Annotated in this window: 37 protein-coding genes; 27 read left to right on the top strand and 10 right to left on the bottom strand. The window is 62.1% G+C overall.

The genetic code is table 11. The features are described 5' to 3' along the window. Window positions 1–4 precede the first annotated feature (4 nt). The 26 genes from rpsS (at window position 5) to AU175_RS18850 (ending at window position 15612) form a co-directional block, all read left to right on the top strand. Window positions 5–286 (top strand): 30S ribosomal protein S19, encoded by a 282-nt coding sequence (rpsS, locus tag AU175_RS18975; protein WP_011692805.1) that lies wholly within the window; start codon window positions 5–7, stop codon window positions 284–286. Window positions 287–324: 38 nt separating this feature from the next. Then, complete coding sequence (gene rplV, locus AU175_RS18970) at window positions 325–690, top strand: 50S ribosomal protein L22 (RefSeq protein ID WP_003803798.1); 366 nt, start codon at window positions 325–327, stop codon at window positions 688–690. Further along, complete coding sequence (gene rpsC / locus AU175_RS18965; protein WP_066293287.1) at window positions 691–1524, top strand: 30S ribosomal protein S3; 834 nt, start codon at window positions 691–693, stop codon at window positions 1522–1524. Beyond that, a complete protein-coding gene (rplP, locus tag AU175_RS18960; RefSeq protein WP_013601829.1) occupies window positions 1525–1941 on the top strand; it encodes a 50S ribosomal protein L16 in 417 nt (138 codons plus the stop codon). A 2-nt stretch (window positions 1942–1943) separates the two neighbouring features. After that, window positions 1944–2273 (top strand): 50S ribosomal protein L29, encoded by a 330-nt coding sequence (rpmC, locus tag AU175_RS18955; RefSeq protein ID WP_066293285.1) that lies wholly within the window; start codon window positions 1944–1946, stop codon window positions 2271–2273. Next, window positions 2270–2575, top strand: coding sequence for a 30S ribosomal protein S17 (gene rpsQ / locus AU175_RS18950; protein WP_066293283.1), 306 nt, complete (start codon window positions 2270–2272; stop codon window positions 2573–2575). The genes rpmC and rpsQ overlap by 4 nt, the downstream gene beginning before the upstream one ends. Before the next feature lie 518 nt (window positions 2576–3093). Beyond that, window positions 3094–3462: a 50S ribosomal protein L14 gene (gene rplN, locus AU175_RS18945; RefSeq protein WP_024366126.1), complete on the top strand. Its 369-nt coding sequence runs from the start codon at window positions 3094–3096 to the stop codon at window positions 3460–3462. Window positions 3463–3465: 3 nt separating this feature from the next. Further along, the gene (gene rplX, locus AU175_RS18940; RefSeq protein WP_066293281.1) at window positions 3466–3825 is read left to right on the top strand and encodes a 50S ribosomal protein L24; all 360 of its coding nucleotides are present in this window, start codon (window positions 3466–3468) and stop codon (window positions 3823–3825) included. After that, window positions 3825–4406: a 50S ribosomal protein L5 gene (gene rplE, locus AU175_RS18935; protein ID WP_066293276.1), complete on the top strand. Its 582-nt coding sequence runs from the start codon at window positions 3825–3827 to the stop codon at window positions 4404–4406. The genes rplX and rplE overlap by 1 nt, the downstream gene beginning before the upstream one ends. A 79-nt stretch (window positions 4407–4485) precedes the next feature. Continuing rightward, window positions 4486–4884 (top strand): 30S ribosomal protein S8, encoded by a 399-nt coding sequence (gene rpsH / locus AU175_RS18930; RefSeq protein ID WP_018773673.1) that lies wholly within the window; start codon window positions 4486–4488, stop codon window positions 4882–4884. An 18-nt stretch (window positions 4885–4902) separates the two neighbouring features. After that, on the top strand, window positions 4903–5439 hold the full coding sequence (gene rplF / locus AU175_RS18925) for a 50S ribosomal protein L6 (protein ID WP_066293273.1): 537 nt from the start codon (window positions 4903–4905) through the stop codon (window positions 5437–5439). A 2-nt stretch (window positions 5440–5441) separates the two neighbouring features. Continuing rightward, window positions 5442–5825 carry a 50S ribosomal protein L18 gene (gene rplR, locus AU175_RS18920; RefSeq protein WP_066293270.1) on the top strand — a complete coding sequence of 128 codons (384 nt, stop codon included), beginning with the start codon at window positions 5442–5444 and terminating at the stop codon, window positions 5823–5825. After that, entirely contained in the window at window positions 5822–6550 is a 729-nt protein-coding gene (gene rpsE / locus AU175_RS18915; RefSeq protein ID WP_066293261.1) for a 30S ribosomal protein S5, read from the top strand. The genes rplR and rpsE overlap by 4 nt, the downstream gene beginning before the upstream one ends. Before the next feature lie 2 nt (window positions 6551–6552). Next, window positions 6553–6759 carry a 50S ribosomal protein L30 gene (gene rpmD, locus AU175_RS18910; RefSeq protein ID WP_066293259.1) on the top strand — a complete coding sequence of 69 codons (207 nt, stop codon included), beginning with the start codon at window positions 6553–6555 and terminating at the stop codon, window positions 6757–6759. Further along, a complete protein-coding gene (gene rplO, locus AU175_RS18905; RefSeq protein WP_066293256.1) occupies window positions 6760–7254 on the top strand; it encodes a 50S ribosomal protein L15 in 495 nt (164 codons plus the stop codon). A gap of 218 nt (window positions 7255–7472) precedes the next feature. Beyond that, window positions 7473–8783 carry a preprotein translocase subunit SecY gene (gene secY / locus AU175_RS18900; RefSeq protein WP_066293254.1) on the top strand — a complete coding sequence of 437 codons (1311 nt, stop codon included), beginning with the start codon at window positions 7473–7475 and terminating at the stop codon, window positions 8781–8783. A 5-nt stretch (window positions 8784–8788) separates the two neighbouring features. Continuing rightward, window positions 8789–9358, top strand: a complete 570-nt coding sequence (locus tag AU175_RS18895; RefSeq protein WP_197497203.1) for an adenylate kinase — start codon at window positions 8789–8791, stop codon at window positions 9356–9358. Window positions 9359–9427: 69 nt separating this feature from the next. Next, window positions 9428–10255 carry a type I methionyl aminopeptidase gene (gene map / locus AU175_RS18890; protein WP_066293250.1) on the top strand — a complete coding sequence of 276 codons (828 nt, stop codon included), beginning with the start codon at window positions 9428–9430 and terminating at the stop codon, window positions 10253–10255. Window positions 10256–10342: 87 nt separating this feature from the next. Next, window positions 10343–11302 carry a P1 family peptidase gene (locus AU175_RS18885; RefSeq protein WP_082979335.1) on the top strand — a complete coding sequence of 320 codons (960 nt, stop codon included), beginning with the start codon at window positions 10343–10345 and terminating at the stop codon, window positions 11300–11302. A gap of 168 nt (window positions 11303–11470) precedes the next feature. Then, a complete protein-coding gene (gene infA / locus AU175_RS18880; protein WP_009358723.1) occupies window positions 11471–11692 on the top strand; it encodes a translation initiation factor IF-1 in 222 nt (73 codons plus the stop codon). Between the two features lie 69 nt (window positions 11693–11761). Beyond that, window positions 11762–11875 carry a 50S ribosomal protein L36 gene (rpmJ, locus tag AU175_RS18875; RefSeq protein WP_009358722.1) on the top strand — a complete coding sequence of 38 codons (114 nt, stop codon included), beginning with the start codon at window positions 11762–11764 and terminating at the stop codon, window positions 11873–11875. Between the two features lie 176 nt (window positions 11876–12051). Then, window positions 12052–12426 (top strand): 30S ribosomal protein S13, encoded by a 375-nt coding sequence (rpsM, locus tag AU175_RS18870; RefSeq protein ID WP_066293239.1) that lies wholly within the window; start codon window positions 12052–12054, stop codon window positions 12424–12426. Window positions 12427–12477: 51 nt separating this feature from the next. After that, window positions 12478–12879, top strand: a complete 402-nt coding sequence (gene rpsK, locus AU175_RS18865; protein ID WP_018769149.1) for a 30S ribosomal protein S11 — start codon at window positions 12478–12480, stop codon at window positions 12877–12879. A gap of 132 nt (window positions 12880–13011) precedes the next feature. Then, window positions 13012–14022, top strand: a complete 1011-nt coding sequence (locus AU175_RS18860; RefSeq protein ID WP_066293236.1) for a DNA-directed RNA polymerase subunit alpha — start codon at window positions 13012–13014, stop codon at window positions 14020–14022. Between the two features lie 65 nt (window positions 14023–14087). Beyond that, a complete protein-coding gene (gene rplQ, locus AU175_RS18855; RefSeq protein WP_066293234.1) occupies window positions 14088–14687 on the top strand; it encodes a 50S ribosomal protein L17 in 600 nt (199 codons plus the stop codon). 31 nt (window positions 14688–14718) lie between these two features. Then, window positions 14719–15612 carry a tRNA pseudouridine synthase A gene (locus AU175_RS18850; RefSeq protein ID WP_066293232.1) on the top strand — a complete coding sequence of 298 codons (894 nt, stop codon included), beginning with the start codon at window positions 14719–14721 and terminating at the stop codon, window positions 15610–15612. A gap of 76 nt (window positions 15613–15688) precedes the next feature. Here the strand turns inward: AU175_RS18850 and AU175_RS18845 are convergent, their stop codons facing one another. Next, complete coding sequence (locus AU175_RS18845) at window positions 15689–17356, bottom strand: sensor histidine kinase (protein ID WP_066293227.1); 1668 nt, start codon at window positions 17354–17356, stop codon at window positions 15689–15691. A gap of 257 nt (window positions 17357–17613) precedes the next feature. Between AU175_RS18845 and AU175_RS18840 the strand changes: the two genes are divergently transcribed. Beyond that, the gene (locus tag AU175_RS18840; RefSeq protein WP_066293225.1) at window positions 17614–18408 is read left to right on the top strand and encodes a response regulator transcription factor; all 795 of its coding nucleotides are present in this window, start codon (window positions 17614–17616) and stop codon (window positions 18406–18408) included. Window positions 18409–18511: 103 nt separating this feature from the next. Here AU175_RS18840 and AU175_RS18835 read toward each other — a convergent pair whose 3' ends face one another. The 9 genes from AU175_RS18835 to AU175_RS18795 all read right to left on the bottom strand — a co-directional run bounded on the left by AU175_RS18835 (window position 18512) and on the right by AU175_RS18795 (window position 26225). After that, complete coding sequence (locus AU175_RS18835) at window positions 18512–18973, bottom strand: hypothetical protein (protein ID WP_066293223.1); 462 nt, start codon at window positions 18971–18973, stop codon at window positions 18512–18514. A gap of 93 nt (window positions 18974–19066) precedes the next feature. Beyond that, complete coding sequence (locus AU175_RS18830) at window positions 19067–19951, bottom strand: type II secretion system F family protein (protein ID WP_066293218.1); 885 nt, start codon at window positions 19949–19951, stop codon at window positions 19067–19069. 7 nt (window positions 19952–19958) lie between these two features. Further along, window positions 19959–20891: a type II secretion system F family protein gene (locus AU175_RS18825; protein ID WP_066293217.1), complete on the bottom strand. Its 933-nt coding sequence runs from the start codon at window positions 20889–20891 to the stop codon at window positions 19959–19961. Between the two features lie 6 nt (window positions 20892–20897). Continuing rightward, window positions 20898–22454: a CpaF family protein gene (locus AU175_RS18820; protein WP_066293216.1), complete on the bottom strand. Its 1557-nt coding sequence runs from the start codon at window positions 22452–22454 to the stop codon at window positions 20898–20900. Next, on the bottom strand, window positions 22455–23651 hold the full coding sequence (locus AU175_RS18815) for an AAA family ATPase (RefSeq protein ID WP_066293212.1): 1197 nt from the start codon (window positions 23649–23651) through the stop codon (window positions 22455–22457). Then, window positions 23648–24418, bottom strand: a complete 771-nt coding sequence (cpaB, locus tag AU175_RS18810) for a Flp pilus assembly protein CpaB (RefSeq protein WP_082979286.1) — start codon at window positions 24416–24418, stop codon at window positions 23648–23650. Before cpaB ends, AU175_RS18815 begins: the two co-directional genes overlap by 4 nt. A gap of 42 nt (window positions 24419–24460) precedes the next feature. Then, window positions 24461–25492, bottom strand: coding sequence for a pilus assembly protein TadG-related protein (locus tag AU175_RS18805; protein WP_066293209.1), 1032 nt, complete (start codon window positions 25490–25492; stop codon window positions 24461–24463). Further along, window positions 25480–25872: a TadE/TadG family type IV pilus assembly protein gene (locus tag AU175_RS18800; RefSeq protein WP_066293207.1), complete on the bottom strand. Its 393-nt coding sequence runs from the start codon at window positions 25870–25872 to the stop codon at window positions 25480–25482. Before AU175_RS18800 ends, AU175_RS18805 begins: the two co-directional genes overlap by 13 nt. Before the next feature lie 107 nt (window positions 25873–25979). Then, window positions 25980–26225, bottom strand: coding sequence for a Flp family type IVb pilin (locus AU175_RS18795; protein ID WP_066293205.1), 246 nt, complete (start codon window positions 26223–26225; stop codon window positions 25980–25982). Window positions 26226–26423 lie beyond the last annotated feature (198 nt).

The raw sequence follows: 26423 nt of genomic DNA, 5'->3' as shown, positions 1-26423 counted from the left end.
ACACATGCCACGCAGCCTGAAAAAAGGTCCCTTCGTTGACCAGCACCTCTTTGTGAAGGTGGATAGGGAAAACGAAAAGGGCACCAAGAACGTCATTAAGACCTGGTCCCGCCGTTCGATGATCATCCCCGACATGCTCGGGCACACGATCGCCGTACATGACGGACGCAAGCACATTCCGGTGTTTGTCACCGAGTCGATGGTCGGGCACAAGCTCGGCGAATTCGCTCCCACGCGGACATTCCGCGGCCATGTCAAGGACGACCGTAAGGGCAAGCGCCGCTAGGCGCCTGCACTTACGTCATAGACGAGAGAAGGAAAGCAATGGAAGCCAAGGCAATTGCGCGTCACATCCGCGTAACGCCTATGAAGGCCCGGCGCGTCGTCAACCTTGTTCGTGGTAAGCAAGCGAACGAGGCTCTGGCAATTCTGAAGTTTGCCCCACAGGCAGCTTCTGAGCCGGTATTCAAGGTAGTACAGTCGGCAATCTCCAACGCCCGGGTCCTCGCGGACCGCGACGGCGTGGCGTTTGACGAAGGTGACCTCATCATCAGCGAAGCGTTTGTTGATGAAGGCCCGACCATGAAGCGGTTCCAGCCGCGTGCCCAGGGTCGTGCATTTCAGATCAAGAAGCGCACCAGCCACATCACCGTGGTAGTCGCTACCCCGGAGAAAGAGGAGGCTCGCTAAGTGGGACAGAAAGTAAACCCGCACGGGTTCCGACTCGGCATCACCACCGATCACGTATCGCACTGGTTCGCTGACAGCACCAAGGCCGGACAGCGGTACAAGGACTTCGTTCGCGAAGACATCCGTATCCGCCAGCTCATGTCTGTAGGCATGGAGCGCGCCGGTATCGCCAAGGTCGAAATCGAGCGCACCCGTGACCGTGTCCGCGTGGACATCCACACGGCACGCCCGGGCATCGTCATCGGCCGCCGCGGCGCTGAAGCAGACCGCATCCGCGGCGAGCTCGAAAAGCTCACCGGCAAGCAGGTCCAGCTGAACATCCTCGAGGTCAAGAACCCCGAGATGGAAGCACAGCTTGTTGCCCAGGGCGTTGCTGAGCAGCTGACTTCCCGCGTGGCGTTCCGCCGTGCGATGAAGAAGGCCATGCAGTCCGCGCAGCGTGCCGGTGCCAAGGGCATCCGTATCGCTTGCTCGGGTCGACTGGGTGGCGCTGAAATGTCCCGCTCGGAGTTCTACCGCGAAGGCCGTGTGCCCCTGCACACCCTCCGTGCGAACATCGACTACGGCTTCTACGAGGCCAAGACCACTTTCGGCCGCATCGGCGTGAAGGTCTGGATCTACAAGGGTGACGTCACCGCCAAGGAACTGGCCCAGCAGGCAGCTGCTGCTCCGTCCCGTGGCCGCGGTGCCGGCGACCGTCCGGGCCGCCCGGGCGGTGCCGATCGTGGTGACCGCCGCCGTCGTACCGACCGTCCGGCCGCCGAAGCAGCTCCCGCTGCAGAGGCTCCGGCAGTTGAGGCTGCACCTGCTGCAGTAGAAGGAGGACAGGCTTAAATGCTTATCCCACGTCGAGTCAAGCACCGTAAGCAGCACCACCCGGGTCGTTCCGGCGCTGCTACGGGCGGCACCAAGGTCTCCTTCGGTGAGTACGGCATCCAGGCCCTGAGCCCGGCATACGTAACCAACCGTCAGATCGAGTCCGCACGTATCGCGATGACCCGCCACATCAAGCGTGGCGGTAAGGTCTGGATCAACATCTACCCGGACCGTCCCCTGACGAAGAAGCCTGCCGAAACCCGCATGGGTTCCGGTAAGGGTTCGCCGGAATGGTGGGTCGCCAACGTCAAGCCGGGCCGGGTTCTCTTTGAGATCTCCGGTGTCGAAGAATCGGTGGCACGCGAGGCCCTGCGCCTGGCAATCCACAAGCTCCCGTTGAAGGCACGCATTTTGCGTCGCGAAGGTGGTGAATAGAAATGGCAGTAGGATCCAAGGAACTTGCATCCGCACAGCTGGACACGTTCGACAACGAGCGCCTCGTTGAAGAACTCCGTAAGGCTAAGGAAGAGCTGTTCAACCTGCGTTTCCAGTCCGCCACCGGCCAGCTGGAGAACCACGGTCGTCTGCGCGCGGTAAAGAAGGACATCGCACGCATCTACACCGTTCTCCGTGAACGCGAGCTGGGCATTCGTGCCGAGGTTGCCGCACCGGTTGTGGAAGCCAAGGAAGAAAAGAAGTCCAAGAAGGCAGCAACCAAGAAGGCCGAAAAGGCTGAAACGGTTGAGACCGAGGAGGATGCCAAGTGAGTGAAAAGGACGAGAACGTGACGGAAACTGCTACGGCAGCTACGGCTGAGCAGCGCGGTTACCGTAAGACGCGTCGCGGCTACGTGGTTTCGGACAAGATGGAAAAGACCATCGTTGTCCAGGTTGAAGACCGCGTGAAGCACGCCCTCTACGGCAAGGTCATCCGCCGCACCTCGAAGGTCAAGGCTCACGACGAAGAGAACATCGCCGGCATCGGCGACCTGGTTGTCATCGCCGAGACCCGCCCGCTGTCCGCCACGAAGAACTGGCGGCTCGTGGAGATCCTCGAAAAGGCCAAGTAACACCTGCAGCCGGCTGGTAACAGCCGCTGTCCCGGAAACCCCCGTTCCCCTTGTGGGAGCGGGGGTTTTCGCCATTCCTGCCGGGGCACACCTGCCGTACGCGGGGCGTCACGTGGAGCACGCTTTTGCGGAACGGACGACGGCGGCGGGCCGGGTTGGCGGGGAGCGGCACCTGCGGTGGGCCAAAAGGATGCCTCGCGTGACGCCGTCGTTCTTTGATGCAGCAGGCTGGCCTGTGATATGGGGACTTACCCGATCTGTGCTAGGATATTGAGTTTGTATGGCGCCTTCTGTGCGCTGTCATCAAACCTCGTAAACAATCGTGCCACGGCATAGTGCCCCCTTGCGCTTGGACTGCGTCCAACCCGCCTGGGAAGCAAATGTTTTTGGCACGGGCGTTTAGGCCTGGTCTGGCAAAATCCAGGCAGGTCAAGAGACACCCCGATCAACCGTTCCGCAAGGCTCATTCCGTAGGAAGATTTTCGGTCTGAGAACCAGCGCGACGCAAGGAGTAAATAGTGATTCAGCAGGAGTCGCGACTCAAGGTCGCCGACAACACGGGTGCTAAGGAAATCCTTACCATTCGCGTTCTCGGTGGATCTGGCCGTCGCTACGCAGGCATTGGCGACGTCATCGTCGCTACCGTCAAGGACGCAATTCCGGGCGGCAACGTAAAGAAGGGCGATGTTGTCAAGGCAGTCATCGTCCGTACCAAGAAGGAACGCCGCCGTGCGGATGGTTCCTACATCAAGTTTGACGAGAACGCAGCTGTGATCCTGAAGGCTGACGGTGACCCCCGCGGTACCCGTATCTTCGGACCGGTTGGTCGTGAACTCCGTGACAAGAAGTTCATGAAGATCGTTTCTCTGGCTCCGGAGGTGCTCTAGTCCATGGCTAAGATCAAAAAGGGTGACCTCGTTCAGGTCATCACTGGCGCCAAGGCTGAGCGCGGCGGCGACCGTGGCAAGCAGGGCAAGGTTCTGCGCGTATTCCCGGAGTCCAACCGCGTGTTGGTCGAAGGCATCAACCGCGTAACCAAGCACACCAAGGTCGGTCAGTCGCAGCGCGGCACCAAGACCGGTGGCATCGAGGTCGTCGAAGCTTCGATCCACATCTCCAACGTGGCTCTGGTTGACCCGTCCACCAAGAAGCCCACCCGCGTCGGTTTCCGCACCGAGACCGTTGAGCGCAATGGCGTGAAGCGTGAAGTGCGTGTACGCGTGGCCAAGAGCTCCGGGAAGGACATCTAATGACTGAGACTCTCGAGACTCCGGCAACGAAGATCGTTCCTCGTCTGAAGACCAAGTACGCCGATTCCATCAAGAGCACGCTCATTGAGGAATTCAAGTACGAGAACGTCAACCAGGTTCCCCGCCTGGTGAAGGTCGTTGTGAACATGGGTGTTGGAGATGCCGCCAAGGACTCCAAGCTGATTGACGGCGCTGTCCGCGATCTGACCCTGATCACCGGCCAGAAGCCGCAGGTAACCAAGGCCCGCAAGTCAATCGCACAGTTCAAGCTGCGCGAAGGCATGCCCATCGGCGCGCACGCAACCCTGCGTGGAGACCGCATGTGGGAATTCCTGGATCGTCTGGTCACGCTGGCCCTGCCCCGTATCCGCGACTTCCGCGGCCTCAGCGGCAAGCAGTTCGACGGCAACGGCAACTACACCTTCGGTCTGACCGAGCAGGTTATGTTCCACGAGATCGACCAGGATTCCATCGACCGCGTTCGCGGCATGGACATCACGGTTGTCACCACTGCCAAGACCGATGACGAAGGCCGCGCGCTGCTGAAGGCGCTTGGTTTCCCGTTCAAGGCCGAAGACTAATCTAACTACATAAAAGGTCCTTCGCTGAGGCTTCATGCTGCAGCGAGGAAACCGTTATGAGGAAGGGCAAGAGCCCAAAATGACAATGACAGATCCTGTCGCAGACATGCTTACGCGTCTGCGCAATGCAAACTCGGCATACCACGATTCCGTGACCATGCCGTACAGCAAGCTCAAGGCACGCGTTGCCGACATCCTGAAGGCTGAAGGTTACATCGCCTCCTGGAAAGAAGAAGACGCTGAGGTTGGCAAGAAGCTGACCCTCGAGCTCAAGTTCGGTCCGAACCGCGAGCGTTCAATCGCTGGTGTTCGTCGTATTTCCAAGCCGGGACTGCGTGTTTACGCAAAGTCCACCAACCTGCCGCACGTGCTCGGTGGCCTGGGTGTCGCAATCCTGTCCACCTCTTCCGGCCTCCTGACTGACAAGCAGGCCGGCAAGAAGGGCGTGGGCGGCGAAGTCCTCGCTTACGTCTGGTAACGGGAAAGGAAGAGAATAATGTCACGTATTGGACGTCTCCCCATCACCGTTCCTGCCGGCGTTGAGGTCAAGGTTGACGGCTCTGTCGTCAGCGTCAAGGGTTCCAAAGGCGAGCTGAACCACACTGTGGCCAGCCCGATCGAGGTTTCCCTGGAAGCAGACACCCTGACTGTCGCCCGCCCGAACGACGAGCGCGCCTCCCGTTCACTCCACGGCCTGACCCGCACCCTGATCTCCAACATGATCGAGGGCGTTACCAAGGGCTACGAGAAGAAGCTTGAAATCGTTGGTACTGGTTACCGCGTTCAGGCCAAGGGATCTGACCTTGAGTTCGCTCTCGGTTTCAGCCACCCGGTAAATGTCTCCGCACCGGAGGGCATCACCTTTGCAGTTGAGACCCCGACCAAGCTCTCTGTTTCAGGTATCTCCAAGCAGCAGGTCGGCGAGGTTGCTGCCAACATTCGCAAGCTGCGGAAGCCGGACCCCTACAAGGGCAAGGGCATCCGTTACGCCGGCGAAGTCATCCGCCGCAAGGTCGGAAAGGCTGGTAAGTAACCATGGCCATCTCAATTAACAAGAAGCGTACGAACAAGAGCAAGTCTGCTTCGCGCAGCCGTCGCCAGCTTCGTATCCGCAAGCGCATCTCCGGTACGGCTGTACGTCCTCGTCTGGTCGTCAACCGTTCCGCACGCCACGTATTCGTCCAGGTTGTCGATGACACCAAGGGCCTGACCGTAGCGAGCGCGTCCACTCTGGAAGCCGACCTTCGTGCATTCGACGGTGACAAGACTGCCAAGGCCAAGCGCGTTGGCGAGCTCGTTGCCGAGCGTGCCAAGGCTGCCGGTGTCGAAGCTGTTGTCTTCGACCGCGGTGGTAACAAGTACCACGGCCGGATCGCCGCCGTCGCTGACGGTGCACGTGAAGGTGGGCTGTCACTGTGACGGAAGCAAACAAGGAAAAGGACACTGTGTCTGCAGATCAGAAGGCGACTGAAGCCGTAGCTGCTCCGGCCACTGAGACCACTGCTCCCGCTGCTGCCGACGACCGCCGTGGTGGCGCTCGTCGTGGCGAGCGTGGAGACCGTGGCCAGGGCCGCGGCGACCGTGGTGGCCGTGGCGGCCGCGACGGCGGCCGTGAAGCTGAGAAGAGCCAGTTCGTAGAGCGCGTTGTCACCATCAACCGCGTTTCCAAGGTCGTCAAGGGTGGTCGTCGCTTCAGCTTCACCGCCCTGGTCGTCGTTGGTGACGGCAACGGTATGGTCGGCGTTGGCTACGGCAAGGCTAAGGAAGTTCCCGCCGCAATCGCGAAGGGCGTTGAAGAGGCCAAGAAGTCCTTCTTCCGCGTTCCCCGCATTGGCAACACCATCCCGCACCGCGTACAGGGTGAGGCTGCTGCCGGCGTCGTAATGCTGCGTCCGGCTTCCGCCGGTACCGGTGTTATCGCCGGTGGTCCGGTCCGTGCAGTACTGGAGTGCGTGGGTATCCACGACATCCTCTCCAAGTCGCTCGGTTCCTCCAACGCCATCAACATCGTTCACGCGACCGTTGATGCCCTGAAGCGCCTCGAAGAGCCGGCAGCAGTGGCAGCACGCCGCGGCCTGCCGCTGGACGAGGTTGCTCCGCCGGCAATGGTGAAGGCTCTCCTGAACCAGAAGGCGGGTGTCTAGTTATGGCTAAGAACCTGATTCCCTCCGACGTTCAGTTGGAGATCACTCAGATCAAGTCCGTCATTGGCGGCAAGCAGAACCAGCGCGACACCCTTCGGTCCCTCGGCCTGAAGCGGATCGGACACACCGTTGTCCGCACCGCCGACGCCGTGACCGTTGGAATGCTCAACACGGTTCCGCACCTGGTAAAGGTAGAGGAGGCGAAGTAAATGGCAGAGAAGAACACCGCCGAAAAGGCTCAGAGCGCCGCTGCTGAGAAGCAGAACGCACTGAAGGTTCACCACCTGCGTCCCGCCCCGGGTGCCAAGACCGCCAAGACCCGCGTTGGTCGTGGTGAAGGTTCCAAGGGTAAGACCGCTGGTCGCGGTACCAAGGGTACGAAGGCCCGCTACCAGATCAAGGCTGGCTTTGCCGGCGGCCAGCTGCCGCTGCACATGCGCCTGCCGAAGCTGCGCGGCTTCAAGAACCCGTTCCGGGTTGAGTTCCAGGTTGTAAACCTGGACAAGCTCAACGAGCTGTTCCCGGAAGGTGGCGCTGTCACCGTGGAGAACCTGGTCGAAAAGGGTGCCGTTCGCAAGAACCAGCCCGTCAAGGTGCTTGGCACCGGCGACATCACCGTCAAGGTTGACGTCACCGCCCACGCATTCTCGGCCAGCGCCGCTGAAAAGATTGCTGCAGCAGGCGGAAGCACCACCGCTCTCTAACGAGACGGTGGGCGAACGCCCGTTGTGAACTCCCGGTATGCGGGCCCCCCGGCTCTGCATACCGGGAGTTTTTTCACATCCCACCGGCCGACAATTTCCATCCGTTCGCCGCATGCGCGCCGTCGCGAATTGTTCGCATCGCGCATACACCCGTTAGACTCGGTTGTTGGGATTATTGACCCCATCACACCACTCTTATTTACAACACAGGAGGACGCTTGCTTAGCGCATTTGGCCGGGCCTTTCGCACGCCTGATCTGCGACGCAAGTTGTTGTTCACGCTGGGAATCATCACCATCTTCCGCTTGGGTGCCTTCATTCCCTCGCCTGGTGTGAACTACCAGAATGTCCAGCAATGCTTGCAGAACGGTCAGACCGCAGGCGGGCTCTACGAGCTCGTTAACCTGTTCAGCGGCGGTGCATTGCTGCAGGTGTCCATCTTCGCGCTGGGCATCATGCCCTACATCACGGCCAGCATCATCGTGCAGCTGCTGCGGGTGGTCATTCCCCGGTTCCAGCAGCTGTACGAAGAGGGCGCCTCCGGGCAGTCCAAGCTGACCCAGTACACCCGGTACCTCACCATCGCCCTGGGCCTGCTCAATGCCACGACACTGGTGTCGCTGGCGCGTTCAGGACAGCTGCTGCCGGGTTGTGCACTGGACCTCATCCCGGACCCCAGCGTGATCACCACCATCCTGCTGATCATCACGCTTACGGCCGGTACGGGCCTGATCATGTGGATGGGCGAGCTTGTCACCGAGAAGGGCGTGGGCAACGGCATGTCGCTGCTCATCTTCACCTCCATCGCAGCAACGTTCCCCACGTCCCTCGGGGCCATCTGGACCTCGCAGGGTCCGGGCACGTTCTTTATGGTCCTGGCTATCGGCCTGCTTACCGTCGCCCTGGTGGTCTTTGTGGAGCAGTCCCAGCGCAGGGTTCCCGTGCAGTACGCAAAGCGGATGATCGGCCGCCGCACCGTGGGGGGCACCAGCACGTACATCCCCATCAAGGTCAACATGGCCGGTGTTATCCCGGTGATCTTTGCGTCCTCCATGCTCTACCTGCCGGGCCTCATTTCGCAGTTCAACCAGCCCAGGCAGGGCGAGCCGATTGCCCCTTGGGTGGAGTGGATCAACAACCACCTGGTCCGCGGGGACCAGCCGATTTACATGGTGCTGTATTTCGCCATGATTGTGTTTTTCACCTACTTCTATGTCGCGATCACCTTCAACCCTGAAGAGGTCTCGGACAACATGAAGAAGTACGGCGGCTTCATCCCGGGCATCCGGGCTGGCAAGCCGACAGCGGACTACCTGCAGTACGTCCTTTCCAGGATCACCCTGCCCGGCGCCCTGTACCTGGGCTTCGTGGCTCTGATCCCGCTCATTGCCCTGGTGCTGATCAACGCGAACCAGAACTTCCCGTTCGGTGGTACGTCGATCCTGATCATGGTGGGTGTGGGCCTGGAAACGGTCAAGCAGATTGACGCGCAGCTACAACAACGTCACTACGAAGGGCTTTTGCGATGACGAGAATGCTAATTATCGGACCTCCCGGTTCGGGCAAGGGAACGCAGGCGGAACGGATCTCGGAGCGCCTCAGCGTCGTTGCGATCTCCACCGGCGATATTTTCCGTGCCAACGTCAAGGGTGAGACGCCGCTGGGCGTCGAGGCCAAGAAGTACATGGACGCCGGCGATTTCGTGCCGGACAGCGTCACGAACAAGATGGTGCGCGACCGCCTGAGCGAGGCCGACGTCGAAACCGGCTTCCTGCTGGATGGCTACCCGCGCACCACAGCGCAGGTGGACTACCTCGACGAGATCCTCGCCAAGGGCGACGAGAAGCTCGACGTCGTCCTGCAGCTGACGGCCGACGACGAGGAACTCGTGCACCGGCTGCTTGGCCGTGCCAAGGAAACGGGCCGGAGCGACGACAATGAAGCCGTCATCCGCCACCGCCTTGACCTGTACCACGAGCAGACCGAAGCCGTTGTGGCCAAGTATGCCGAACGCGGCATCCTGACCCAGGTAGACGGCATCGGCGGCATCGACGAGGTCACGGACCGCGTCATGCAGGCCATCAAGGCAGCTCAGGCAGCCTGATCCCGGCAACAGATATTCGAGGCTCCTCCCGGAATCCGGGAGGAGCCTCAGCCATTGAAAGGACACACCATGGCTTTCGGCCAGCCCCGTATCGAATACAAGACCAATGCCCAGATGCGCACCATGCACGAGGCGGGCCTCGTCCTCAGCCGTGCGCTGGACGCAGCTGTTGCGGCAGCGGTACCGGGGGTCACCACGAAGCATCTGGATGACGTGTTCGCCGCTGTCCTGAACGAAGCCGGCGCCAAGTCCAACTTCTTCGGCTACCACGGCTTCCCTGCCTCCATCTGCACGTCCGTCAATGAGGAAGTGGTGCACGGGATCCCCGGCGGCCGCGTGCTGAACGACGGCGACATCATCTCAATCGATGGCGGCGCCATCGTGGACGGCTGGCACTCCGACTCGGCCCGCACTGTCATCGTGGGGACTGCAGACCCGGAGGACCAGCGCCTGTCCGACGTCACCCGGGCTGCCATGTGGCGTGGCATCGCCGCGCTGGCGTCCGGCAGCCACGTTGGAGATATCGGCTCCGCCATCGACGATTACGTCTCATCGGTCCCCGGTAAGCCTTTGGGCATCCTGGAGGACTACGTGGGGCACGGGATCGGCTCGGAGATGCACATGGCCCCGGACGTGCTGAACTACCGCACCAGCCACCGCGGCCCGAAGATCCGGCCCGGGCTGTGCCTGGCCATCGAGCCGATGCTGGTCCGCGGCAGCATTGACACCGCCGTGCTTGATGACGACTGGACCGTGGTGACCACCGACGGCCAGCGCTCCTGCCAGTGGGAGCATTCCGTTGCCGTCCACGAAAAGGGGATCTGGGTACTCTCAGCGCCCGACGGCGGAGCGGAGCACCTGGTGCCGCTCGGCGTCGTGCCTGTCCCGATCCCGTAGCCCAGGTAGGTAGCAGTACATGCTGTTATGGGCGTTCATAAGGACATCTGCTGCTACCTAGTTGGGGGAGGGGGAACAATGGTGGCCATGGGAGCTATTACTGACGTGCCGGGGATCCGCGTGGGGCACCAGCAGAAGTCCGACGACGGCTGGCTGAGCGGCGTGACGGTGGTCCTGCCGCCGCCGGGGACCGTCGGATCTGTCGACGTCGGCGGGGGAGGCCCAGCCACCCACGAGACGGACGCCCTGGACCCCACCACTCTGGTGTCCGCCGTGGACGCCGTGGTCCTGACGGGTGGCAGCGCCTACGGGCTGGCCTCTGCCCACGGTGCGCAACGCTGGTGCGAGGAACACGGCCGGGGCTTCGCGGTGCCCGGAGGCGTGGTGCCCATCGTCCCCGCCGCCGCCATCTTCGATCTGGGCCGCGGGGGAGACTTCGCAGCGCGCCCGACGGCGGACATGGGCTACGCGGCAACAGCCGCCGCTGCTGCGCTTCCGGAAGGTCACGACGTCGGACGCGGCAACGTCGGAGCCGGCACTGGGGCGCTGATCGCCAGGACGTTCAAGGGCGGAGTAGGCACGGCCTCGGCCACCCTCGAGAACGGCGTGGTTGTCGGTGCGCTGGCAGTAGTAAACGCGCTGGGACTGCCGTTCGAGGTGCCTCCGGGAAATCCCGAACCTTCCGCGCGCTCGGTCGTTCCGCCCCACGAGCCCCCTAACCTCAACACGACGCTCGTAGTCGTTGCCACCAATGCCGTCCTGGACGTGGCCGAGTGCAAGCGGACTGCTTCTGCCGCCCAGGCCGGAATCGCGCGGGCCCTGGATCCGTCCCACACCCTGGCGGATGGAGACGTTGTCTTCTGCCTCTCGACCGGGGCTGTGGCACTTGACCGCAGCACCGCAACTGCCCGGCAGGTAAGCCTGATTACGCTGCAGAGCGCGGCAGCCGACGTCGTACGTTCAGCCATCCTGGATGGGGTCGACCGCGCAGAAGCGGTGAGCACTCCGGCAGCTGAATATGGTGCGTACCGGCGCGCAGTGCGCTAACATAGCTGGATTTAACATTCGCCGCAAAGTGGCGTAGTGTTGTCTGTTGGTTGTCTGCCCTGCTGTGCCCTGTTTGGGGCCTGAGGCGACAACCGATCCAACAAAAACGTTCGTGGTCTTGTCCGGTGCAATCCGGCAGGGCTGCGGCAACAACAGTTAGCGGAGGGTATGGCCAAGAAGGACGGGGTCATTGAGATCGAGGGCGTTGTGACAGAGGCGCTGCCCAATGCGATGTTTCGCGTTGAGCTCACCAACAAGCACATCGTTCTGGCACACATCTCAGGCAAGATGCGCCAGCACTACATCAGGATTCTCCCTGAGGACCGGGTAGTGGTGGAACTGAGCCCTTATGACCTCACTCGGGGTCGTATCGTCTACCGCTACAAGTAAATTCTGGGCAGCCCCGGCATGAGCTGAAGGCTGCTCCAGTTGACCAACTGCCACACGCAAAGGAATGCCATGAAGGTCAAGCCGAGCGTCAAGCAGATCTGCGAAAAGTGCAAAGTGATCCGCCGTAATGGCCGGGTCATGGTGATCTGCGAGAACCCGCGCCACAAGCAGCGCCAGGGCTAATTTCCTTCCTGAAGGAAATCCTGGGTTGCTAACCCACGCAAGTAAATAAAAGGCAGCACAAGCTGAACTGGGACGCATGAGCCCGGACAGCTAACCCCCGGTCGGAGGCTGGGGCCGCACAGAACGTGCGGGTGTACTGCCTACGACCTCCGGTTTATACAAGGAGCACTGCCACTATGGCTCGTCTCGCTGGCGTAGACATTCCCCGCGAAAAGCGGCTGGAAATTGCGCTTACTTACATCTACGGCGTGGGCAAGACCCGTGCACACGAAACCCTGGCTGCCACTGGCATCAGCGCTGACGTCCGCGTTAAGGACCTCACTGATACCCAGCTGGTTGAGCTGCGTGACTACATTGAAGGCAACTACAAGGTTGAGGGTGACCTTCGCCGCGAAGTAGCAGCAGATATCCGCCGCAAGGTTGAAATCGGCAGCTACGAAGGTATTCGCCACCGCAAGGGCCTGCCAGTGCGCGGACAGCGTACGAAGACGAACGCACGTACCCGTAAGGGTCCGAAGCGCACCGTTGCAGGCAAGAAGAAGGCTCGTTAAATCCTTCGGGATTGACACGTCTTCCCCCAATAACTTTCTGTAGGAGAAAAAATGCCCCCGAAGACTCGTGGCGCGGTTCGCAAGCCGCGTAAGAAGGACAAGAAGAATATCGCGCTTGGCCAGGCGCACATCAAGAGCACTTTTAACAACACCATCGTGTCCATCACGGACCCGAACGGCGCTGTTATCTCTTGGGCTTCCTCAGGTGAGGTTGGCTTCAAGGGCTCGCGCAAGTCCACCCCGTTCGCTGCCCAGATGGCTGCCGAGGCCGCTGCAAAGCGTGCGCAGGAGCACGGCATGCGCAAGGTTGACGTTTTCGTCAAGGGACCGGGATCCGGACGCGAGACCGCAATCCGCTCGCTGCAGGCCGCTGGCCTGGAGGTTGGCTCCATCCAGGACGTCACCCCCGCCGCGCACAACGGCTGCCGTCCGCCGAAGCGCCGCCGCGTCTAAGGCTTTTCCAGCAGCAGGAGCTTGCCCGGACCTTCCACGGTCCGGGCAAGCCCAGCCGCGTTAAGTCTTCAGACCGAATTTCCACCACCTGTGTTGCGTCATATAGCGGATGCTCGCCGAAAGGAAACCTAAGTGCTCATTGCACAGCGCCCCACCCTCTCCGAAGAGGTAGTCTCCGAAAACCGTTCGCGTTTCATCATTGAACCGCTGGAACCGGGCTTCGGCTACACCCTCGGAAACTCCCTCCGCCGTACCCTGCTCTCCTCCATCCCCGGTGCCGCTGTAACCAGCATCCGGATCGATGGCGTGCTGCACGAGTTCACCACGGTTCCCGGTGTCAAGGAAGATGTCACTGAGATCATCCTGAACATCAAGAGCCTGTCGGTTTCCTCCGAGCACGACGAGCCGGTTGTTGCTTACCTGCGCAAGCAGGGCCCCGGAGTCGTCACCGCCGCGGACATCGCTCCGCCGGCCGGCGTCGAGTTCCACAACCCGAATCTGCACATTGCCACGCTGAACTCGAAGGGCAAGTTCGAGCTCGAACTGACCATCGAGCGCGGCCGCGGCTACGTTTCGGCAGCTCAGAACAAGTCCGGCGATTCCGAGATCGGCCGTATCCCGGTCGACTCGATCTACTCGCCGGTGCTGAAGGTTACTTTCCGCGTGGAAGCAACCCGTGTTGAGCAGCGCACCGACTTCGACAAGCTCATTGTCGACGTCGAGACCAAACAGGCCATCGCCCCGCGCGATGCGGTTGCTTCCGCAGGTACCACCCTGGTGGAACTCTTCGGTCTGGCCCGCGAGCTGAACACCGCAGCTGAAGGTATCGAGATTGGCCCGTCGCCGACGGACGCTGCCCTGGCAGCTGACATGGCCCTGCCGATCGAGGATCTGGACCTCACCGTCCGTTCCTACAACTGCCTCAAGCGTGAGGGCATCCACACCGTGGGTGAACTCGTAGCCCGCTCCGAGGCCGACCTGATGGACATCCGTAACTTCGGTGCGAAGTCCATTGACGAGGTCAAGGCAAAGCTGGTTGAACTGGGCCTGTCCCTCAAGGACTCGCCTCCCGGTTTTGACCTCGCAGCACGCGCCGCAGCAATTGAAGAGGACGACGCCGCCTTCGGCGACGACGAACTCTAAAACAGATCTTGGCCGGCGGACACCATGGTGTGTCCATCACCGGCTCCATATGAGGAGAAACAATTATGCCTACCCCCACTAAGGGTCCGCGCCTCGGAGGCGGCCCGGCTCACGAGCGTCTTATGCTCGCGAACCTGGCAGCAGCACTGTTCGAGCACAAGCGGATCACCACCACGGTGACCAAGGCCAAGCGCCTGAAGCCGTACGCAGAGCGCCTGGTGACTTTCGCCAAGCGCGGCGACCTGGCTTCCCGCCGCCGTGTACTCGGCCTGATCAGCAACAAGGGCGTCGTCCACGAGCTGTTCACCGACATTGCACAGGCAGTGGAGAACCGCGACGGCGGCTACACCCGCATCACCAAGATCGGCAACCGCAAGGGCGACAACGCTCCCATGGCTGTCATCGAACTGGTTCTTGAGCCGGTTTCCGCCAAGCAGGCAGTTGTAGCCGAGGCTACCTCCGCTGCCAAGCGCGACGCCGACAAGAAGGAAGCAGCCGCTGCCGCACCGGCCGCCGAAGAAGCTCCCGAGGCTGAGGTCGCTGAGACCGAAGCTCCCGAGGCCGCAACCGAAGAGGCTGTTTCTGAAGAAGCAGTGGCCGCTGAGGAAGCTCCCGCCGAGGAAGCTGCTGAAGAGCCTGCTGCCGAGGAAAAGGACGCGAAGTAATTCGCTGATTCCTTCGCATAGACTTAAGTCTATGAACGACCAAAAACCCGCGGCCCCCGTTACAGGGGGCGGCGGGTTTTTGCGTATCCGGCTTGATCTTTCATACGACGGCGGCCCCTTCAGCGGGTGGGCACTCCAGCCGGGCCTCCGTACCGTCCAGGGCGTCCTGGAGGATGCGGTGGCGCTGCTCGTCCGCAGGCCAGTCCGCGTGACCGTAGCCGGACGCACGGACGCCGGCGTGCACGCCCGCGGCCAGGTGGTCCATCTCGACCTGACCGAAGCCGAGTGGCTGGCACTGCCCCGGGGGCACGAACTCGATCCCGCCGTCGCCATGCTGCGCCGGATCCGTGGGGCACTGAGCCGCGGAATGGGCGACCTGACCGGAGCCATCGAAGTCCACCGGGTATCACTGGCGCCCGGAGGCTTTGACGCTCGCTTCTCAGCCCTCTGGCGGCGTTACAGCTACCGCATAGCGGACGGTCCGGCGCTCTGGGACCCGCTGGAACGCTACTTCACCCTGTGGCACAAAAAACCGCTGGATGTTTCGCTGCTGAATGAGGGGGCTTCGAAGCTGCTGGGGCTGCAGAACTTCCTCTCGTTCTGCAAGCCGCGTGAAGGTGCCACCACCATCCGCGAACTGCAGCGCTTCGAGTTTGCGCGCGGGGAGGACGGGGTTATCGTGGCCACCGTCCAGGCGGACGCCTTCTGCCACAACATGGTGCGATCCCTCGTAGGCTCCGCGCTGTTCGTCGGAGAGGGCATTGAGGAGCCCGGGTGGCTCTATGACCGCCTGCTCGCGAAGAAGCGGGATGCCAAATCCGTCCTGGCGGCGCCCCACCCGCTGGTCCTGGAGGAGGTCGCCTACCCGACCGACGGCGAGATGCTGGCACGGGCCGAACTGACGCGCGCCAAGCGGGAGCACTGAGCGATCGATTGCTCCGTAGGGGCCCTTCTCAGGCTTCAAAACGGCGTTTACGGAGCAACCGATGACAGGGTGGGTGTCAGTACACCGCCGGCCCCCGCGCCGGGAGGGTGAGCGTGAACGTACTGCCCTTGCCGGGGCTGCTGGTGCAGGAAATGTCGCCGCCATGCCCTTCGACGATTGCCTTCGTGATGGACAGGCCGAGGCCTGCCCCCGAGATGGCAGCTTCGCGGGCTGACTCTGTCCGGAAGAACCGGCGGAAGACCCTCGCGGAATCTTCCGGGCTCATGCCCATCCCCGAATCCTGCACTTTCAGCCGGACCCAGTCGCCTGTGCCTTGGGCACTGATGTTCACTACGCCGCCGCCGGGCGAGTATTTGATGGCGTTGGACACCAGGTTGTCCAGTGCCTGCCCGATGCGCAGCGGATCGGCATAGGCCCACAGGGGTGATGGGATGTCCGCCACCAGGGAGATCCTGGAGTGTTCCGCCTGCGGCTGCGCGGATCCAATGCTGGTCTCCACCAGGCTGGCGAGGTCCGTGCGTTTCGGATGCACTTTGAGCGCCGAGGAGGCAGACGCCATCAGATCTGACACCAGTGCGAGGAGCCGCTCGGAATTGCGCTGGACCACTTCCAGGCGCCGGGCGGAGAGCGGCGACGTGCCCTGGACATCTTCGAGGACAAGGTCCACATTTCCGAGGATGGAGTTCAGCGGACTCTTGAATTCGTGCGAGACGTTGGAGACGAGTTCCTCGTTGGCAGCCAGCGCCTCCACCAGGCCCGTGACATCGGTGTAGACAATGACAGCGCCACTGAACTGTCCGCCGTCGTCCGTCAACGGGCGTGCCGCCGTCGAAACCGCGCGCTGGTTGTGCCCTGTGCCGATCCAGACGAGATAGTCGGCGAAGGATTCCCCGTCGATGGCCCGCCGGACGGGGCGCTTGGTTGCCGGCACGGGGGTGGATCTGTCCCGGGCAAAGATCAGCTGCTGCCCTTCGGCCATGGACCGGCCGTCCCGTGGACCAGCGATGCGTTCGAAGTCCCTCTGCCGGTTGTTGGTCAGCAGGATTCCGCCGTCCGAATCCACAGCCACAATTCCAACGTCGGTAGCATCGAGGATCGTTTTCAGCAGCCTCTCGCGCTCCCGGCTCGCGGCAAGCAGGTCGCGGAGTTCCTTGTCTTTTTCCTGAAGTTGCCGCTGCTGGGTCCTCATGTTCATGCTGGCAAAGCGGATGGCAAGGGAGACCGCCAGCATCATGAGGGGAAAGAGGAGAAGGGAAGAGACCTCTGAAGCCGTGAAGTGGGGAAACTTTCCCGCCACTGTTGGCAGCATGATGAGCAATGGTCCAACAATGCTCAAAACCATGCTGGTGCGGGCAAGCATTCCAGATGCCGAGAGCCAGATGATGGGAAAAATTGCGAGGATCACGAGGCCGGGCACCAGCGTCCCGGCACCATTGCGTGACAGTCCAATGGCAAGGAGGTCGAGGACGGGTATAACCAGGTAGGCGCTGCTGTGCAGTCGTTCCCAAGGGATGAGGAAGCAGGCCGCAAACAGAATGCCATGCAGGAGCAGGCCCACAACATAAAGGGGGCTATGCAACAGGTCTGGCCACGCAAAGGGCGTCGCAATGCCGAGCGCCAGGACGATGAGCGTCAGCGGAAGCTGGCACAAAGCCACTTGGGTACGTGGATTCAAAGCCCCGAAATAGCGGCCTATTCCACGCTGAACCAGCTTCTCAGTCATGAGTGGGCCGTAGCCTTTCTCCGTCAGACACTCTGCTGTGGGACAAATTTACCAGCGCATTAGTGAAGCCCACAGTGCCCAGCCCTCTCTCGGCCCCCAAATGTACATTTGATGTCATGATAATTGACTTTTCGCATGCGAATATCAAAAAGACGTGTCATCAGGCCTTCATCCTTGTAGCGTAGAAGCAGTTGGAGTGAATACGGCATTGGCGCTGGGCTGATGGGGGGCCGCTTTCACCTGGCACGGGGATAGCAATGGACGATCTTGGAGTAGCGGTAGTCATCGAAGATGATGCTGACGTGCGTAACCTCTTGGAGGGTGTGCTCAGCCAGGCGGGTTTTGAGGTCCATACCGCCGTGGACGGGCGGGAGGGCGTCGAAGTGGTGCGGCACAAGCAGGCCAATGTGGTGACGCTGGACATTGGCCTGCCTGACATTGACGGTTTTGAGGTGCTGAGGCGCATCCGGAATTTCAGTGATGCCTATGTCGTGATGCTGACCGGCAGGACTGAAGAACCGGACCTGCTGTCGGCCCTGAACGCAGGGGCTGACGATTACATCGCCAAGCCTTTCCGTCCGCGTGAACTGCGGGCACGGGTTGCGGCGATGATGCGCCGGCCGCGGCACGAGATCCAGAAGCAGGCTCCGGAGGAGTGGCCTCCGGGGCCCGTGCACGCGGGTCCTGCCAAGGCCGCGCCCCTGGCCAACACCGGTGCCCTGCACCACAACGGGCTGATCCTGGACCACCGGACACGCTCGGTGGCAATCCACGGTGAACAGCTGGGGCTCACGCGCAGCGAGTTTGACCTTCTGCATGTGCTGCTTCGTGGGGGCGGGGCGGTGTGCACACGCTCGGACCTGGTGAAAGCGGTACGGGGTGACCTTTATGAGGAGGACGCCTACATCAGTGAAGCTGACGAGCGGGCGGTGGAAGTCCATATCGGCAACCTCCGGCGCAAGCTGAAGGAGGATCCTGCCGCTCCACGGTGGCTGCAGACGGTGCGGGGAGTCGGGTACAGACTGGCGCCCAAACAGCCGGAACAGCGTTAGGCGGGTTGGCAGGCCACGCGGTCTGCGGGGCCGGGCGGCTCCCGCCGAACATGGGGCAGGCCACGAGGCAGGGCCCTGACCCGCCGGCCACGGCGGGCCGGACCTAACCGTTTTTCAGGATGTAGTTTGCCTGGAGTTCGGAGATGGTCAGGTCCCCGTGTTCGGCCACCCGTTCCATCATGGCCTGGCCCTGGCCAAAGTCGCCCTGCCGAATGACGGTTTCCAGCATCTCGGCCAGCCGTGCCAGCCTGACGCCCCCAACCATTGCCGAGGTGATCCGCAGGCTGATGATGGCGTCAAGGGCGGAGGCCCGGTCCTGGTTTTCAACTGCCAGGGCCAGGCGGGCGTAACGCTGGTCCCACATGGCGGCGTAGTCACGGGCAAACCGGACGGCGAGTTCCGAGCCGTTCAGCTCCTCCTCCAGGTCCTCGAGGATGCCCGAATCCACGAGCGGCAGCAGCTCATCCAGGTCCTGCAGGGTCCCGGGGTCCGCCATGTCTCCAGTGGCGGGCGAGGGAACCGCGGGGATTCCCTTATCGCCGGTGCCGGGGTCTGGAGTGTGCATGGTTCAAGGCTACTTCCTGATTATCCGTAGGGGCCTGAATTTGGGAGATCCTGTGTAAACCTTGTGTGACCTTGAGCGAGCTGGGTCCCGCAGTTATTGACCGCTGAATGTCACGACGGCGTTGATGACAGCCGGGCCAAGAATTGCAATAAAAAGTACCGGGAAAATGAAGAACAGCAGCGGGAAAAGGATCATCACGGGAAGCTTCATGGCTTTTTCCTCGGCGCGCTGGCGCCGCTTCACGCGCATCACTTTGGCTTGGACCCGGAGGACCCTGCTGATGGCGATGCCGTATTTATCTGCCTGGACAATGGCCTGCACGAAGCTCCGGAGTTCAGGAATGTTTGTCCGCTTGGCCAGGGCGAGGTAAGACTCGCGGCGGCTTCGGCCAACCTGCATGTCCTGCAGGGTGCGGACCAGTTCCTCGGCCAGCGGTCCCTTGCCGTTTTCGCCGGCGCGGGCCATGGCCCCTTCAAAGCCCAGGCCTGCTTCCACCGAGATCAGCATCTGGTCCAAGGTATTGGCCAACTCAAGCTGCATGGCCTTTTGGCGCTCCATACCCTTGCTGTAGAGCATCAGGTCCGGGATGAAGTAGCCGAGGAACAGCACAAAAATCCCGGCCAGCTTCATCATGGGCTGCGGGCTGCTGGTGCTGATCAGGATGAACGCCACTGCGCCGACGAGCCCAAGGACGGGCTTTGCTGCAAGAATCCGGGCCAACGGCCACGCAGTGGGCCGGCCCGCAAGCGACAGCAGCTTGTCGAGCTTCCGCACATAGGCGGGCGGCGTTACCCGGTAGCCAACAGTAGCGAGGAAACTGCCCGACTTCTTTTCCGGTACTTCAGCAGTCCCTCTGCCGCGGGTCAGGATGGCCACTGTGGCGGTGCGGGCCTTTCGATCCACGGAGAGGATGGACCAGGCCAGATAGCCGGTGGGCACGGAGACCAGCAAGAGGGAAAACAGCACAAGGGGACTCATGGGGACCTCAGAACTTCAGATCGATGATTTTGCGCATCCACAGGCTGCCGATCGTCATGAGGATGACGGATGCTGCGATCATGCCCCACCCGAGCGGGTGCGTGAACATCGAGTTCATGTAGTCGGGGTTCACGGACATCAGCATCAGTACGATGCCGAACGGCATGGCAATGAGGATGTAGGCGGAAAACTTGCCTTCCGCGGCCAGGGACTTGATGTGCCCCTTGATTTCAGAACGCTCCCGGATGGTTTCGTTTACCTGGTCCAGGACTTCGGCAAGGTTACCGCCCACTTCGCGGTTGATCTGGATGGCCTGGGCGATCCACACGAAGTCCTCGTTCCGCATGCGGTCGGACGTGTCAGTCAGCGAGGCGAGCAGGTCGCGGCCCAGGCTGGTTTCGGTAATGACCCGCCGCATCTCCTCTGAGGTGGGGCTCTGCGATTCCGCCGCGGCGGCATCGATGGCCCGGAGGATGCTGTGGCCGGCACGCAATCCGCCAGCGAGCAGTTGCAGGGTGTCGCAGAGCTGGTCGTCGAACTTGGCACGCCGTTTGCCGGCAAGGAATCCCAGGACGAGGTGGCCCACGAACGGCGCCAGGACAACCAGCAGGACGGAGATGGCCGGTACCCCTATGACCAGTCCAACCAGTGCCCCGACGATGGAGCCGGCGATGACCAACACCGTATATTCAGTCTGACTCAGCCGCAGCCCTGCATTCTCCAGTGCGTCACGGTTGTAGAGACGGATGTTCCTTGCTTCCAGGAATCGGCCGAGGCCACCCACGGTGGCGTCACTGAGCAGGGTAAGCCGCGACGGCGGCTCCGCCTCGTAGGGACGGCGTCGGTCCAGGGCGACTTCGGGCGTGCGCGGCAGCACCAGCGCCACGCCCAGCAGTATCGGGGCGAGGAACAGCAATGCGGCTCCAATAACGATCAGCATGGCGACCTAGGCCTTTCCAGGTCCGGCAGGGCTCGCACCAGCCGGACCAGGACCGGCCGGGGTCGCGAAAACAGCTGGCGATACATGGATTCCGAGGTCCTCGAAGCGGTCGATAAACCGCGGCCGGATGCCGGTTGCAACGGGTTTGCCCAGAAAGCGCCCGTGTTGGTCAACGCCGGCGGAATAATCGAAGACGAATGCATCCTGGAGGGTGACGATGTCCCCTTCCATGCCTTGGACCTCGGTGACGTGGGTGATCCGCCGCGTACCGTCACGTAAACGCGAGATCTGGACAATCAGGTTGACGGCGGACGCGATCTGCTCCCGGATGGCCCGCAGCGGCAGGTCCATGCCTGCCATCAGCACCAGTGTTTCCAGCCGGGCTACGGCGTCGCGCGGGGAGTTGGAGTGGACGGTGGAGAGGGAACCGTCGTGGCCGGTGTTCATGGCCTGGAGCATGTCCAGCGATTCGCCGCCGCGGACCTCGCCCACCACAATGCGGTCCGGCCGCATACGCAGTGAGTTGCGGAGCAGTTCGCGGATGGTCACTTCGCCTTTGCCCTCGGTGTTGGGAGGGCGGCTCTCCAACCGGACCACGTGGTCCTGCTGGATCTGGAGTTCCACCGCGTCCTCGATGGTGACAATCCGTTCGTTTGCCGGGAGGAAGGAAGACAGGACGTTGAGCAGAGTGGTCTTGCCCGTGCCCGTTCCGCCGGAGACGATGATGTTCAGCTTGGCCTTGACGCAGGCATTGAGCAGTTCCGCCATCTCCGGCGTTAGGGTGCCGAAGTCGATGAGGTTCCTGACGGTCAGCGGAACTTTGCTGAATTTACGGATGGTCAGGGAGGACCCGCCTACGGCCAGGGGCGGGATAACGGCGTTGACGCGCGAGCCATCTTCCAACCGGGCGTCCACCAGGGGTGAGGACTCGTCAATGCGGCGGCCCACTTTGGAGACGATACGTTCGATGACCTTGCGAAGGTGCTCCTCGGAGCTGAAGCGGGAGTCTGCAAGGGTAAGGTGCCCTTTGCGCTCCACGTAGATCTGGTCCATGCGGTTGACCATGATTTCGGTGACCGCGGGATCATCCAGCAGCCGTTGAAGCGGACCGTAGCCCAGGACGTCGTCGGCCACATCCTGCACCAGGCGGGTGCGTTCCTCGGGGGAGAGCGGCACCTGCTCGGCGTCGATGATCCGTGTCAGTTCATCCCGGGCTGAGGACTTCAGTTCCTGTTCCGTGATGGACGAGTCGTTGAAGCGGGCGCCAAGACGTTCGAACAGCGCCGTCGCTGCCCTTTCCTTGAGGGCGGCGAAGACGTCCACGGGCTGCAGGGGTTTCGGCCGCGTCTCTTCCTGATGGGCGTGCGCGGTGACGACGACGGCGGCAGGCGGTGCCGCCGTCGTCGTCCGTTGTTCCGGAGCCTGTTCAAACCACTGCACGCGCTGGGCAGGAACTTCAGGACGCGGCACATCGAGCGTGGGGGCTGAAGCCTTCGAGGGAGCCGGCTGGGAACTTGGCTGGGCTTTTCCCTGGGCGGCACTGATGCGCTCTGAAAGTTTCATCTAGACCACTACCCTTCGGTGGAGTTTGCGCTGCGATTTTTCCCGCCACGCAGGGTTGAAGCGTTCCACGAGCTGGTTCAGCCCTTTGGTTGCGGGGTCCTTTACGGGCTCCTGGAGGACGGGGATTCCGCGGTTGGTGGACAGCGCCACGGCGCGGGACCGAGGGATGCTCACGTCTACGGGCGCTCCGATGGTCGATTCGAGGTCCTGGACGGTTAGGCCGGTTTTGGCATCGGCCATGTTCAGGACCACGTGCCGGGTGTCCGGAAGAACGTCCAGCTGGCGGAGGATATCCAGGCCCGAGCGCAGGCCACGGACGCTGGGGATATCCATGCCGCTGACCCACACCACGTCCGTGCACTTTTCCATGGCGGCGAGCCCAATTTCCGGCAGACCGGGTGCCGTGTCCACCACGACGTACTGGAACTGTTCAGACAGCTGTTCCAGAAGCCGGCTGATCTGGTCCGGGGTGATCTCGTCCGCGTCCACGGGCGTTGGGGGAGCACAGAGCGCATAGATGCTGCCCGGGTGGACGGTGAGGAAGGCTTTGAGGACCAAGGAGTCCTGGCTCGCGGCGGGCGACACCGCGTCCGTCACCGTGTGCTCGGGGTCAAGGTAAAGCCCGGAAGCCACGTCCCCGAACTGCAGGTCCAGGTCCACAATGACCACGCTCATGGGCGCTACCTTGCCCAGCCCGATGGCGATGTTGGTGGCGATGGTAGTTTTGCCCACGCCGCCCTTGGGGGAGAAGACGCCGATGACCAGGCCCTTGTTGGACTCCGGCGCTTGCTGGGGCGCCGTTGCACGGTACCGGTGCGCGAAGGACTGGCTGGCACGCTCCAGGAGCACCCGAAGCTGCGCTGGATCCGAGTGGGGGGAGGCGATGTCCCGGATGCCTGCCCGCATGGCGTGCAGAAGGAAATCGGGGTCAGGCTCTGCGGCTACGATGACGCTCAGTTCCGGGAAACCGACGTTCAGGACCGTCGCGAACCGGAGTGCTTCGTCCAGAGGCACTTCCGGTCCCAGGACCAGCACTTCAGGATGTTCCTGGTCCAGGCTGGCGAAGAGTTCGTGCGGGTCCGCGGGCAGCAGGGTAGTGAAGAAAGTCTGTACGCCTCCCTGCAGGCCGCCGGCAACAGCTTGACGGAGGCGGGCGTCGAAGCTGACGTCGGGAGTAATAACGACAAAGCGGCTCATTTGTAGAGGTCCGACCTGGTCATGACGCGCGGTCCGCTGTCCTGCGCGTCGAGCGGTTCCTTGCTGAGCCAGAGGGCAGCGAATTCTGAGGCGAAGACGATCTTGTCCGCATTGATGTCGTTCACCGCAACAGTGACCATAAGAAGTCCGGTGGGGAGGTTCACGTCACGGGGATCCGGTGCCGGTTCCGCGCTCGCCGATGGGGCCGGATTTGCCACAGCCCCTTCCGGTGCCCGTTGGACGGCGGTCACCAGTGCTTTGCGGATGGACAGTTGTACGGTTTCCTGATCGGCCTTGGCTTCGATGCCGCCACTGGGCATGGTGATGAAGATGCCCACAGTGTCGCCCGCCGCCAGGCGTCCGCCCACAACGCGCTGGGGTTCCAGCTGGAAGGAGACTTCCTGCAGGCCTGCCGGGACAGGGACCGAACCCAAGGTCCTCAGTTCCTCAGGCGAGATCAGCCGCTCTGCAAGCAGTTGCTCGCCGGGGACGAGGTCTGCGGACGTGACCTTCCCGACCGCTCCGTCCAGCGTGTTCAGGGCAGTCTTAGCGACGGCGGTACCAGGAAGTTCCTGAAGGGCAACCGATGCCTTCAGCGTCTCAGCGGAGGAACCTGCCGGAACGGCTTTGGTCACAACCAGGACGCCGACAGGGTCCAGTCCGCTGACCGCCCGCTGATCGGCTCCCTGGGCGTAGGACACCACGATGACCGCTCCAACAATGGCTAGCAGCACTGCCACCACTCCGGCCAATAAACGTGACTTCACTGACTGCTCCTGTAGGTTTCACAAATCATGGTTTTCCCTGAACTAATAGCTGAGTTCGACGACTGTTGCGCCGTCCGCGTTTATTGGCCCCAGGGTGTAGCCGTCGGCCAAGGAAACGTATTTGACGAAGGTTCCGATGATGCCCCGGCATGGTTCTCTGCATTCCAGGGCTGAAGGGACGTCCGGTGACCTGTTGCGGAAGGTATAGGGAAGGCCCGCGTTGCCAACCTTCCACCCGGCAACCCTGAATGCGGCGAAGGTTGTAAGCCCGAAGACTGCATTTGTGCCGGTGCCGGTCACTGAATTGAAGATGGGCAGCAAGAGGATGACGTCCTTGCCCGCATTCATGTCCGCCGCCCAGCCGTTCAATGTCGCCTCACAGTTCGGCGGCGCATTGTTACCGGTGTCTCCGCCGGCAGTGCTGGTGGCGATGTCGATGATCGCGCCGCACTGGCCGGGGTCCTGCTTAAGTTCACCGAACCCGCCCTCGACTGCGGCCCCGGACGGCCCGTAGTTGCAGTCGGGGTTGGCGTTCTTCCCATGCAACTGGAGAAGCTGCATCACGTCAGTCTTGCTTCGAACCTGGCAAACCGAGACGGTGATAGGGAATGCTGTGGGCCCCTTTTCCGGGCTGCCCCAGGCGACGGTTGCCGGGGCGTTGACCTCCGCCGTATTCATTCCCAGGGCACGGGCGAAGAAGAGGGAGACTTCATTGGGGGAGTGGCCGGCCTCCTGCGCGGACGCAGTCACAGTTACTGTCCGGGCAGTTTTGTCCAGGACGGTGGACTTGATGTTGCTGAGGCCATCGTTGGCGTTGCCGCTGGTGAGGGATGCGGCAAGGGAAGAAGTTGCAGAACAGTCCGGATCACTGACGCTCTTAGCGCACTTTTGGGCGATCGCCAAGGCAGCGGCGTCGGCTCCGTTTCGGAGCTGGGTCCGTTCGGCGTAGAGCATGCCCACATCCACGGCGATGGCGCCGAAACCTAAAAGTGCCACCAACATCATGGAGACGATGACGCTTACGGCGCCGCGTTCGCCGTCGTTCTTCACGTCGGTTCGGTTCAGCCGCCGCACAGCATTGCTCCTTTGCCCGTCATGGTGAAGGGGCCGGCTATGCCTGTCATGGTGGACAGGGTGTACGTGATGGTGATGGACATGCGGTGGCCGGGTGCACACGTTATTGATGTGGGCGTATCGAGGTTCTTGAAGGTGATGTTCGCATCTGCCAAGCCGGGCTGTAGGGAAAGCGCTGTGCTCTTAGCTGCATTTCGGGCCGCGGTGACGTTGTTGGAGATTGCCATGACCCGGACCCCTTCACGCGCGGCAGCCGAGAGCGACGCCTGCGCGTTGTAGACGCGGCTGAATTCCATGATCCCTAAGAGCAGCATGACCAGGAGGGGTGCGACGATCGCGAACTCGACCGCAACGGCGCCGCGCTCGGATGCCCTGGACATGGAGAAGCCTTTCGGGGTAGTCAGTCGGCCGTTTACATGAACAGTGGCGGCGGCATAGGCCGCCGCCACTCTTGTGCCTCGTGCTGCCTGGTGGGGCGTCCCCTGACTCAGGGAGTGTAGGCGCAGGATCCGGTAGCGGACGTGGTAGCGGTTCCCGCGGTTGCCGTCCATGCGCCGCCGCCGACCCGGCACTGCACTTCTTCGAACATTGTGTTCAACGAGCCACCAAGAAGGGTGACGGCAACGATGATGACAACAGCGATGAGGCCAACCATGATGCCGTACTCGACGGCGGTGGCACCCTTTTCGTTGCGCTGGAGGCGGACTGCGAGGTTCGTGTAAAGAGAAAGCATTTTGAGACTCCTGAGCGAGTGGGAAAGCTGGTCCTGCACCAGCTCTGACAAAAACATAGCAACGCTTGATGGCCCATTGACGGGAATTTGCATCATCCTGTGCTAAGCCTTCCCAACATGCTCTCTTCCTGCGCTTTTCCTTTGCTGGCCCTGCGCTGAAGCTTGGAATCCGGGATGTCTGGGCGCACAAGCGGACCC

Source organism: Arthrobacter sp. B6 (assembly GCF_001663775.1).
GTDB lineage: Bacteria > Actinomycetota > Actinomycetes > Actinomycetales > Micrococcaceae > Arthrobacter.
The sequence above is the reverse complement of the archived record's forward strand: the minus strand, read 5'-3'. Positions and strand labels throughout refer to the sequence as shown.